Annotated in this window: 11 protein-coding genes; 5 read left to right on the top strand and 6 right to left on the bottom strand. The window is 58.0% G+C overall.

Annotated features, from left to right (window positions below; all coding sequences use genetic code 11):
- Window position 1: 1 nt before the first annotated feature.
- On the bottom strand, window positions 2–1,789 hold the full coding sequence (locus tag ACM64M_RS12800) for a ShlB/FhaC/HecB family hemolysin secretion/activation protein (RefSeq protein WP_416229094.1): 1,788 nt from the start codon (window positions 1,787–1,789) through the stop codon (window positions 2–4).
- Between the two features lie 515 nt (window positions 1,790–2,304).
- Here ACM64M_RS12800 and ACM64M_RS12795 point away from each other — a divergent pair.
- From ACM64M_RS12795 to ACM64M_RS12785, 3 genes are read left to right on the top strand one after another with little or no spacing between them, the layout of a single operon-like run.
- The gene (locus ACM64M_RS12795) at window positions 2,305–2,649 is read left to right on the top strand and encodes an STAS domain-containing protein (protein ID WP_416229093.1); all 345 of its coding nucleotides are present in this window, start codon (window positions 2,305–2,307) and stop codon (window positions 2,647–2,649) included.
- A gap of 22 nt (window positions 2,650–2,671) precedes the next feature.
- Complete coding sequence (locus ACM64M_RS12790; RefSeq protein WP_416229092.1) at window positions 2,672–3,637, top strand: MBL fold metallo-hydrolase; 966 nt, start codon at window positions 2,672–2,674, stop codon at window positions 3,635–3,637.
- Entirely contained in the window at window positions 3,612–5,726 is a 2,115-nt protein-coding gene (locus ACM64M_RS12785) for a CHASE2 domain-containing protein (RefSeq protein ID WP_416229091.1), read from the top strand. The genes ACM64M_RS12790 and ACM64M_RS12785 overlap by 26 nt, the downstream gene beginning before the upstream one ends.
- A gap of 19 nt (window positions 5,727–5,745) precedes the next feature.
- Here the strand turns inward: ACM64M_RS12785 and ACM64M_RS12780 are convergent, their stop codons facing one another.
- Both ACM64M_RS12780 and ACM64M_RS12775 read right to left on the bottom strand, forming a co-directional pair.
- Window positions 5,746–6,348, bottom strand: coding sequence for an OmpA family protein (locus ACM64M_RS12780; RefSeq protein WP_416229090.1), 603 nt, complete (start codon window positions 6,346–6,348; stop codon window positions 5,746–5,748).
- Window positions 6,345–6,779: a FecR family protein gene (locus ACM64M_RS12775; protein ID WP_416229089.1), complete on the bottom strand. Its 435-nt coding sequence runs from the start codon at window positions 6,777–6,779 to the stop codon at window positions 6,345–6,347. The genes ACM64M_RS12780 and ACM64M_RS12775 overlap by 4 nt, the downstream gene beginning before the upstream one ends.
- A gap of 37 nt (window positions 6,780–6,816) precedes the next feature.
- On the opposite strand from ACM64M_RS12775, the gene ACM64M_RS12770 reads away from it, so the two are divergent.
- Window positions 6,817–7,230: an ATP-binding protein gene (locus ACM64M_RS12770; protein ID WP_416229088.1), complete on the top strand. Its 414-nt coding sequence runs from the start codon at window positions 6,817–6,819 to the stop codon at window positions 7,228–7,230.
- On the opposite strand, the gene kynU is transcribed toward ACM64M_RS12770, so the two are convergent.
- From kynU to ACM64M_RS12755, 3 genes are read right to left on the bottom strand one after another with little or no spacing between them, the layout of a single operon-like run.
- Entirely contained in the window at window positions 7,223–8,458 is a 1,236-nt protein-coding gene (gene kynU / locus ACM64M_RS12765) for a kynureninase (protein ID WP_416229087.1), read from the bottom strand. The two genes, ACM64M_RS12770 and kynU, sit on opposite strands and share 8 nt — an antisense overlap.
- Complete coding sequence (kynB, locus tag ACM64M_RS12760) at window positions 8,446–9,093, bottom strand: arylformamidase (RefSeq protein WP_416229086.1); 648 nt, start codon at window positions 9,091–9,093, stop codon at window positions 8,446–8,448. The genes kynU and kynB overlap by 13 nt, the downstream gene beginning before the upstream one ends.
- Window positions 9,090–10,043, bottom strand: coding sequence for a tryptophan 2,3-dioxygenase (locus ACM64M_RS12755; protein WP_416229085.1), 954 nt, complete (start codon window positions 10,041–10,043; stop codon window positions 9,090–9,092). The genes kynB and ACM64M_RS12755 overlap by 4 nt, the downstream gene beginning before the upstream one ends.
- Before the next feature lie 228 nt (window positions 10,044–10,271).
- Here ACM64M_RS12755 and ACM64M_RS12750 point away from each other — a divergent pair, with 228 nt between their 5' ends.
- Window positions 10,272–10,661, top strand: a complete 390-nt coding sequence (locus ACM64M_RS12750; protein WP_416229084.1) for a hypothetical protein — start codon at window positions 10,272–10,274, stop codon at window positions 10,659–10,661.
- Window positions 10,662–10,700: the final 39 nt, after the last annotated feature.

The raw sequence follows: 10,700 nt of genomic DNA, 5'->3' as shown, positions 1-10,700 counted from the left end.
TTTAGTATCTCCACGGGAAAAGTCGGGCGGTCACAGAGACCATCAGGCGCACGTCGCCAAGCTGCGGCGCCAGATCGGGGCGCTCCAGCGGGACAGCGATAAAAGCATCAGCTTGCAGTTTAGAACCCCAAGCCGCGCGCAATCCGCCACCAGCCGACCAAAGCCGGTCGGGATTAAGTGGGCGGCGGCTAGGGTCTTCATTCCAGGCAAAGGCCACATCGGTGAACACGAACGGCTGGATTGCAACTGCTTCTGGTCCGGCCGGGGCGAGCGATCCGTAACTCACTTCAAGCGAGGCAGCGACACCATTGTCGCCCAGAACCGCACCCGGATCAAATCCGCGCCCGATCGAGAAACTGCCCGCTGCAAATTCCTCAAACGCAGGCAAGGGATCGCTTGAAACCTGTGCCGTCGCCTCTAGCGAAAATTTCAACAGCGGATCGGGGCGATATTCAGCGCTCGCTTCATATCGCATCAGGAACGGTGTCGGGTTCGCCTCAACCCGGCTAGGCGGAACGGCGCCCCCGGCAAAGCAGCTAAGAGGGTTTCCCCTGCAATCCGGACTCGCCTCAAACACATCCAGACCCTTGCGCGCCTCAACGGCGTAGCGCGCTCGAAACTTGGGCTCAAATGGGGAATAGCCGTCAAGCCGCTGAATGCTGCGTTCATCGGTCCAATCCCCTGCGACGCGCGCAAAGACTGTGCGCACCCGGTCGCGGGTCAATTGCACATTGTTGAAATCGACATTCTGATCGACGACGTCGAGCCCGGCAAAGGCGAAGATGTTTGACTGGCGCGAGCGCTTGACTGGATAACTGGCCTGTAGCGTTGCCAGCACCGTCTCGGATTGAAGGTCGACACCCGGCAAGTTCAGATCAGGGCTGGTTTCACTGTAGGTGAGTTGCCCGCCAAGCCGCAGACCGTCGGAACCAATCGCAAAATCATGGCCAAGCTGAACCGTCTGCTGTTCGGTAAGTTCAAGAGTACTGAAAACCGCGATCGAAGTGCGATCACCCAGACCAGTCAAATCATACGCTTCGACGCGCAGCAATCCACCAAATCGTCCGATGGATTTTGAGCCAAAATTCTGAACGTTGAGATCGACAATGCCCGACCGTTGCACCACCGCGATTTCGCCGGTCAGATCGCCCGGCTGCCCCCCAGCGGCTGGTCGAAGCGACAGGCGAACATCGACGCCTGGCAAATCATCGGCAAGCAACAGATACCGTTCGGCATCATTAACGTTGAAAACTGGCTGCTGGGTCAGTTTTTCAAGATATCCCGCGACCACAGCCTCAGATGGGCCAGCGTCGCCGCGCACCCGTAGTCCAGTCAAACGTCCGAACACCACACCGAAATCGGCAACTCCGTCGCTCAGATTTTGCTCAGGGATTTCGACCGTGGCCAGGAAACCTTGGGTGCGCAGGATCGAATTCGCCTTTGCCCGGATGTCACAAAGCACCGCCAAAGGAAGTTCACGGCCTACATAACCATCATAGGCGGCATCAAGCGACAGCCCGGGAACCGCGCCCAGACCGCCAAAAGTGGCACCGTTCAGGGTAAAGGTGATGTCGGAATATTCCGCGCGATCCAAGACGCAGGGTGCGCGTTCAAGATCGCCGTCGATCGTCAATGTAACGCTGCGATCTTCGCGGCGCTGTTCCGGCGGCGTCAACTGACCGCGCGTAGGCGGGGATATTTGCGGCGCCCCTTGGACTTGCGCAGAAGCGCCCTCGGCCGGGACCAGAATTGCCGCGCTCAAAGCAAAGGCGGATGCCAAATGCGACACGCGCGAAACCCTCAACGTCCGCGGCTGCGGCCGGACGCTTTGCCAATTTTTATCAACGCTAGACAAGCTTGCCCCCTGAATTCGCCTGATGCGACACGATACGTGTCCCGGGCTGCAGTGCAACCCGGCAAAAACTTTCAAGAAAGGTGCAGCGTGGTTGTTACCACTATCGTGCCCCATTTCGGGCGACCCATTGCTTGTCTGTGTGATACTCCGTTCAGGAGCGAAAACAAGTGTGTCGGCGCAAAACCCTAGGCAAACTGCGTAAGTTGTCGCGTTCTCACAAGTTTAGTGGCTCAATGCTCCGGGTGCGCCGGTAAGAACCGCTGCGCGGGTACCGCAAATGCTCGGAAAAATAGGGAAAAATTCATGTTTGCCTGCTGCACTATGGTTGGTCGCAGACTGATACAGGAGATACTGTGCAGCACTTGATAGATATTTCGCCCGTCCTAGGTGTTTACGACGCGGCTCGCAGAGCGATTGGCAATCCGAAAAAGGCACGCTATGCAAGCCTTATGACGGTTAACGCCTTGGGTTGGAACAGCGAGCAGCGCGCAGGCGCTACTGTCCTTGCGCCCAGTGGCCGAATCGACGAATCGACTGCCGATTCATTCAAGGATTTCCTTCTAGCGGCGATGGCCGAGGAACCTGCAATCGCAATTATCGACCTTGAAGGGGTTGATTACATGTCATCCCGCGGATTGCGCGCTCTGACTTTGGCGCAGCGCGCTGGACAAGGTGCAGGGACAACGATTGTTCTGGCTCGCCCGAATGAAACCATGCGAGAAATCCTTGGCATCAGCCGATATGATATGGTCTTTCGCGTGGCCGATACGGTTGAGGACGCGCTCGGCCATTAACGCATTTTATTGGGGGGGGCGTATGCAGATCCGGTTTTGGGGAACGCGGGGGTCGCTACCAGTAGCACCGCGAGCCTCGACAATTACCGACAAGATTGCTGATGCGCTGCTCCATGCCAATGGCAAGAGCTTTGCCGACAAGACCGCAGCGCTGAATTATGCCCGAGATGAATTGGAATTCGCCGTAGGTCAGGGTTACGGCGGCGCTACGAGCTGTGTTGAGATTGACGCGGGCAAAGGTGCCTTCGTTGTTTGCGATATGGGATCGGGCCTGCGCGAATTCGGGCTGGACACATTGCGGCGACTTTCTGAGGGCCACCGGGCCAAGGAATGGCATTTTTTCCTGTCGCATCTGCACTGGGACCACATCATGGGTTTCCCGTTCTTCGTTCCCGCCTTTGTTGGCGGCGCAAAGATTATCATCCACGCCGGCCATAGCGACGCCGAAGAGGCCCTGCGGCGACAGCAGGAAGAAATCTCGTTTCCTGTTCCGTTCCATTGGCTGAAAGCGGACATCGAATTCCGCACTCTGGAAACTGGCCGCGACTATGAAATCGGCGAACTGACCGTTGCCCTTATTCGGCAAGAGCACAGCCATGCGAGCTATGGCTATCGTTTCCGCGATGGCGACAGCCGAACCGCAGTCTATTCAACTGATGCGGAATATAAGATCGAGAATATGGACGCCGAATCGGCCATGGTCGAATTCATATCCGGCGCGGATCTGGTTATCGCGGACACAATGTATTCGCTGGCCGATAGTGTTTCGATGAAGGAAGATTGGGGGCATTCCTCCAACATCGTCGCAGTCGATCTTTGCCACGAAGGGCGCGCAAAACGGCTGGCGCTGTTTCACCACGAACCCACTTATAGCGACGCGGATATTCAGCGGATGCACCGCGAAACGATCCGTTATGAAGAATTGACCCGCAGTGATTCCGAATTGACGGTGCTGTGTTCGTATGACGGGCTCTGTGTCGATCTCTGACACTGACGCCCCGGCCAATTCCGGCACGAACACCGCACAAGGCGGGCGAGCGATCATCATCCGTTCGGTTCTGATCGGCGGGCTGATCGGGGCACTGCTCAGCGTGCTGGCTGCCGATTTTGAGCGGCGAATGGTGTTCGATACTTGGCAGCGAGTGTCGCCGCGCGAAATCACCGCCGACAATGTTGCCGTGGTGCTGATCGACGATGCCAGCGTGCAGGCCGCCGGAGAATGGCCTTGGCCGCGTTATGTCACAGCACAGCTAATTGCGCTGATCGGTCAAGGCGAGCCGAGTGCAATCGGCATCGATATTTATTTTACCGAACCGGACCGGCTTAGCCCGGAGGCATTCGCCGGGCGTTATCTCGATACCGAGATGGATGCCGAAACACGCGAAAAGATCACCGCCCTACCCGATATGGACGAATATTTCGGCACAATCCTCGGTCAGGTACCAAGCGTGCTGGCGCGGGTTGCAACCAGCGACGGGGGTAAAAGTCCCGATGAATATTTCTTCGACCCCGTGGTCGATGGCCCGCCTCCGCCCGGTTCGTTGAGAGCGGAAAATGTACTTGCGAGCATCTTTGAGCTCGATGAATTGGCTATGGGTCACGGAATGGTCAACGGCGCACCGGACGATGACGGGGTGGTCAGGCGCGTGCCGCTTTCGGTGCTGATTCAGGACATACAGGCATCCGGACTTGCAATGGAGCTGGCACGGATTGCGACCGGGACACCGGGCCTGCGCTGGGAAAATGGCAAGATGGTCATGGGCGATGCACGGATCACCGCCGACCAGCGCGGAACAATGCAGTTCCGTATGGGTGAAATTCCCGCAGCAGCTCAGTACTCAGCCCTCGACGTGCTGGGGCAAGGCAAACCGGTGCCAACCGATGCATTTAAAGGCAAGGTGGTGCTGGTGGGTGTATCCGCGACGGGCACATACGACATTGTTGCCACACCGCTGAAAAGCGAGCTTGCAGGGGTGCTGGTGCAGGCGCAGGCGGTCGATGCCATTCTTGAAGAACAATGGCTCGCGCGCCCGCCGTCGATGCTTGCCGCTGAAATAGCAGCGGCGCTGGCGTTGCTCGTTTTGATCCTTGCTGCTGGAATAACGCTGCGAACTTGGTTGTTGTGGCCGGCATTTGGTTTGGCGCTAGCGTTGCCGGTTTTTTCGTGGCTGGCCTTTACGCGGGCAAACTTGCTGTTCGATCCGGTACGCCCCCTGCTGGTGGGTATTTGCGCCGCAACCGCGCTGACTTTGATTCGCTACGCACTGGCACGGGCGGAACGAAAGCGACTCGCAGCGGAATTGGTCGAAGAACGGGTGCGAGCGTCCGTTCAGAAAGGCGAGTTGGACGCTGCCCGCAGAATTCAAATGAGCATGGTGCCAGGGCAACGGGCGCTGTCGCGTCTTGATAGCCGAACCGAGATCAGTGCGGTTCTCGAACCGGCAAAATCAGTTGGCGGCGATTTCTTCGATGCGGTCAAGATCAACAAAGATCTGCTGCTGTTCATGGTGGGTGATGTGACTGGCAAAGGCGTACCCGCAGCGCTGTTCATGGCCTTGTCCAAAACCTTGTCAAAGAGCAATCTCGCCCGCGCGGCCGATGGACTAGCCGATCCTGTTGCCGCCTTGAATCATGATCTGATGGACGAAGCCGATCCTGAAATGGGACTGACCATGTTGGTGGGAACAATCGACTGTTCTACCGGTGCAGTGCACATGGTCAATGCTGGCCACGAGAACCCCATTCTGGTGCATACAGACGGGACGCTCAAAACCATTGAAATGGTCGGCGGGCCGCCATTTTGTGTGACCGACTTCCCTTACCCGGTCGAACAACTCCAGCTTGCCAAAGGCGAGACACTGGTCATCATCACCGACGGCGCGACAGAGGCAGCAAACGAAGCAGGCATTCTGTTCGGTCTCGGCGGAGTCGAAGCGGCATTGAAAACCGAAAGCGATGGTACCGCACAAAGTCGCGCGATGCACCTCGCCAAAGAGGTCCGGATGTTTGAGGGGAGCAACGACCCGACCGACGATCTCACGATCTTTGCGCTGCGCTATCTCGGCAATGACATCTGATAGCGCAGTTACGATCGTGTCAGCGAATGACGACTTCGACCCTGCGGAAACTGGGGTCGGGCCGCCCGTCGCCATTTTCCCGTATGGCTTCGAATTCGCTCATGCCGACGACATCTTCCTGAGCGACAACGAACCCTTCATTGCGAACAATCTCCGCCACCCGATCAGCCCGGTCCTGCGACAAGATGCGGTTTCCGGGCTCTTCGCCAGTCGAATCGGTATAGCCGCGAATCTCGATCTGGTACCCGGGTCGACCTTCAAGCCCAGAAAGATGTGCGCGAATGGAGGCGATCTGCGCGGCGGACAGGCTGAACTCTCCAAAAGGAAAATCCATCAGTATCAGCGGGGCGGGCGGCGGCGGGAGGCCTGCCATCAAGGCAACATGGTTAGGATCGGCTTCGGCAAGCTCCCTCAAACGCGGCCTTCCGCCGGTCAGAGTGGCTTGAAGATTGGCGCGGTCGAGCACAGTTTCCTCTCCGCCCTCGCCCAGCACCGCAATGGCACCGTCAGGGCCGCCGTCCGAATGCGACAGCAAGGTGACACGGTCACCGCCCGCGCATCCTGCGATCAGCAAGGCAGCGCCCAATGCCAGACCCATTCGGGCCCCTGCGGGCCGGATCATTCCGCGACCTCAACCACAAAAGTCGTCCCGCGCACGCCAAGCGTGGATGTCGGAGTGCGCACGCGCATAGCATCTCGGCCAGTGCGGGTGATATTGCCTGAGGTCACGCCCAGCGACCCGCGATTGACTGAGGTGACCGAACGCCCCGTCTGGCGGCGGCGATCATATTGGTATTCATCCAATGTAATCCGGCTATTCGGTCCGACCGCCATACGCGTATCATCGGCCATAGTGATGCCGACCCTGGCTCGCTGGCCCGTCGTCACAATGTCACCTTCTTCAAGGACAAGACCCGACCGCGCGGTGATGGTTTGGCCATCACGGATCACTTGGACTCCTGCGGTGACGTTTTTGATGCGGCCAATTTCGGCCAATGCAGGCTGCGCGGCAAAAGCAGCCACCGCAGCGATAAGGATGCTCAACTTTCTCATATGTCCCCCCCGTTGGAACCTGTGTTAGCATAGAATTATGGAGCGAAGCAGACGATTTTCAGCATTTGTTGCAAGCGGAAGAGATCCTCGCTCCACAATCCGTGAGGCGCTTCAGTTCGCGCGCGACTTTCTGGCGCAAAGCTGCCTTGATGAACGGGCTCGAGTCAAGGCTGCAATCATCGTTGAGGAGCTTGTATCCAATTGTTTACGTCATGGCGGAGCTGAACGCGATCAGTCCATGTGCCTGATGCTGCAGGATACAGGCGCCTCCATGGTTCTGGAACTGGAGGATGAAGGGGCCGCCTTCGACCCTACCAGTGGCATCAGCTTTGCCGGACCCGACCCGATCACCGGCGGCGGTATAGGTCTGGCGATCGTGCGAGCCTGGGGCGAGGATATTTCCTATTCGCGCAACGGCACGCGCAATTACCTGCGCCTGACCATCAGGTGACCGCCGCCAGCGTGCGATATTCCGCTTTGTCCCAGCTGCGCTTGCGGCACACTTGCTCAAGCCGCACGACGGCCTCGGGAATGTCTGCATAGCGCAATGTCAGCGGTGTCAGGCCAAATCGGATCACATCGGGAGTGCGGAAATCGGCAATGACATCCAATTCGCGCAGGGCCTGTACCATCGCATAAGCGTGAGGATGAGCATAAGCTACATGGCTACCTCGGTGTTTGGCCTCTGACGGGCTCGTCAAAGCAAATCCGTAGTGATCGCAAAGCGGTGCCATCGCATCGATCAACAGGTCGCCAAACGCGACGGACTTTGCCCGGATCTGCGCCATGTCGGCCTCAAGCATCAGGTCCACACCAACCTCGAGCGCCGCCAGACCCAGCACATAGGGCGTGCCGCATAGGAACCGGTCGGCACCCTTCGCAGGCTCATATTGTTCATCAAAAGCAAACGGTTGCGCATGACCGAACCAACCCGACAGCACGCTCTGCGCATGCTGATTGCGGCGCGCGACGTAGATAAATGCTGGTGCGCCCGGCCCTCCGTTGAGGAATTTATACCCGCATCCGACCGCAAAATCGACATTGGCCGCAGTCAGATCAAGCTCCAGCGCCCCGGTGCTGTGGCTGAGATCCCAGATCGCCAAGGCCCCCGCTTGTTGAATCCGCCGCGTGGTCTCGGCCAGATCGCGCGCGGCAGCGGATTTGTAATGCACATGAGTCAGCAGCACCGCTGCGGTGCTTTCGTCAACCGCATCCACCACGTCCTCTGGTGCGACCTTTTGCGCTTTTACCCGGCCATCGGAAAATTGCTCGATCCCCTGCATCATGTAGGAATCAGTCGGGAAATTGGTGGTTTCCGTCAGGATAACCGACCGGTCCGGGCGCAGAGACAAGGCCGCGGTGAGCGCCTTGAAGATGTTAATCGAGGTCGAATCCGCAGCGATCACTTCGCCCGGCTGCGCGCCAATTAGCTGGGCGATTTTATCGCCAATACGTTGCGGCGCTGTGGCCCATTGCGCGCCAAGCCATGAGGTGATGAGCCCTTCAGCCCATTCGCCTTCCAACACTTGTCTCACCCGCTGGGACGCGGCGAGAGGCATGCAGCCCAGTGAATTGCCATCGAGATAGATCAGCCCGTCTCGCTGGTGAAATCGGTTGCGGAATGGTGCCAGCGGATCACCTTCATCCAGCGCTTGCGCCTTGGCGATCAGGTTTTGCATTGGCTCACCTCTCTCAAGATGGCTCGCACGGGGCTGGCATCGGCTCCAACCAGCTTCAATGGCAGTGCAATCAACTCATATTCACCGGCAGGCACATCATCGAGCACCAGACCTTCGAGAATGCGCATATCTGCCGCCAGCACTTGGTGATGCGCATCCATCGTCTTGGACGTTTCCGGGTCGAGCGAGGGCGCATCCACGCCGATCAGCCGCACGCCCGCTGCGCCAAATCGTTCGATAACTTCGGGCGCGATGGCCTTAAAGTTGGAATCCCACACATCGTGCGGAAACCGGCGATAGCTGCGCATCAACACGCGCGTATGACCAGCCAGCGCCTTCCAATCGCAATCACTGACCTCCACCCGCTCCCTCGCGCCGGTGACATCGATCAGAACGCAGCGCCCAACATAGGGTTCAAGCGCGCAATCCGCTGATGCAAGGCCGCCGTTCGAATAATGCAGCGGCGCATCGGCATGAGTGCCGGTGTGCAGCGGCATGGAAATCGCGCCAACATTCACCGGACAGTCTGCATCAATTGCAGCGTGGCGGGATAGTGTGACGGGTGGCTCCCCCGGCCAGAGCGGAATAGCAGAATGGACACGCTGAGTAATATCCCAGATTCGCGGTTCGGTCATGCTTCGGGCTCTGCCTGACTGCCAGAGCCTTGTGCGTGAGCCCCACTATCATCCTTTACTTTCATGCGCGTTCGCATCGACCACAATTCGGGGAAGAATTGCAAATCAAGCGCCCGCACCAGATAGGCCACACCCGACGATCCGCCCGTCCCGTGCTTGTATCCGATGACCCGCGCGACCGTCTTCATGTGTTTGAATCGCCATTCCTGAAAGTAATATTCCAGCGCAGTGACCTTTTCTCCTAGTGCGTAAAGCGGCCAATGCGCCTCGGGATTTGCATAAATGTCGCGCCAGGCATGTTCCACCTCCTCGCTCTGAGTGTAAGGCTGTGCCCAGTCGCGCTCAAGTTTGTGCGCCGGGATCGCCGCCCCGTGCCGCGCCAGCACTTTCAACACCTCATCGTAAAGCGATGGCGTGTTCAATACCTTGGTCAGCGACGCTGTCGCGGCATCGTCGCCGGCATGCACCAGAATAAGGTCGGCACGTTTCAGTCCCAGCAGAAATTCCAGCTCCCGATATTGCTGCGACTGAAACCCCGATGCTTTGCTCAGGAACCCGCGAAAGGAAAGAAACTCGGGCGGGCTGAGCGTCGCCAGCACCTCCCACGAATGGATCATGTGCTGCATGATAGTGGCGGTCCGGTCGAGCGTCCTGCCCGCCTGATCCAGCCGGTCCGCTCGCAGTGCGTCCATCGCTTCGCGCACTTCATGCAGCATCAGCTTGATCCACAGTTCCATGGTCTGATGCATGATGATGAACAGCATCTCATCCGGCTTGTCCGAAACCGGTGTCTGGCTGGACAGCAATTGAGCGGTTTGCAGGTGGCTGCTGTAAGTCAAACCGCGATCCCAGCGGATTATCTCGCCTTCGATTGTCGCCTCGAATGTCTCGACCCCGCGTTCGACAAAGCGCCGGATCGGCGGATTCTCAGTTTCTGTGTGGTCTTTCATCGTCAATCCGATACACCGCAATCGCTCACTTTATTCCAAGGCCTGCCATGGCAGGTCAGCCAAGCTCTTGTAAACCGGCGTCAGATTTCTGACGCGCGTCCGCAATGCAATTTGGATCGGAAAATGGCGGCTGGCGGAGCGGGTAGTCAGCTGCGAACCGCTCTCCGCGTCCATTTCCCATAGGTATGGGAAAGTAGTGGGAAAACTGCCTGTTCTTTGCCAATTGCAATGGCAATGTCTGATGAGGAACCCCCGGAACCCGCCGATGAGAGGCCTGTTTTCCCATATGATCTTTTGTCGCCGGGTTATGGGAACGCATATGTTCACTTGCGGGAATTGCTGGAACGGGCCGAAGAATACCGGATGTATGGCGAGCTTGCTGCGCTCAAACTAAACGATAGCAGGTTCGTGACCGAGCACGAGGTTGCCGAAGTGCTAACCCGACATGGCGTCGCTTTGGACCATACTGTGTCGTTTTGGGTGATCGCTTGCTTCTATTTGATGTCTCGCCATCTCGAGTCATCCGGCGTAGATCCAAAGAAGTCCAAGCGTATCCTAACCAATGCCGCCTACCACACTCTGAACCGCCCCGGGATTGCCGGAGGCCATTTGGTTTAAGTTATGCTGCCATGGCGGTATCGTCCAGCATGGCGTAGT

Origin of the sequence: Qipengyuania sp. ASV99 (genome assembly GCF_047872805.1) — a bacterium.
GTDB lineage: Bacteria > Pseudomonadota > Alphaproteobacteria > Sphingomonadales > Sphingomonadaceae > Erythrobacter.
Note: the sequence above shows the minus strand (reverse complement) of the source record. Positions and strands in the feature narration are given on the sequence as shown.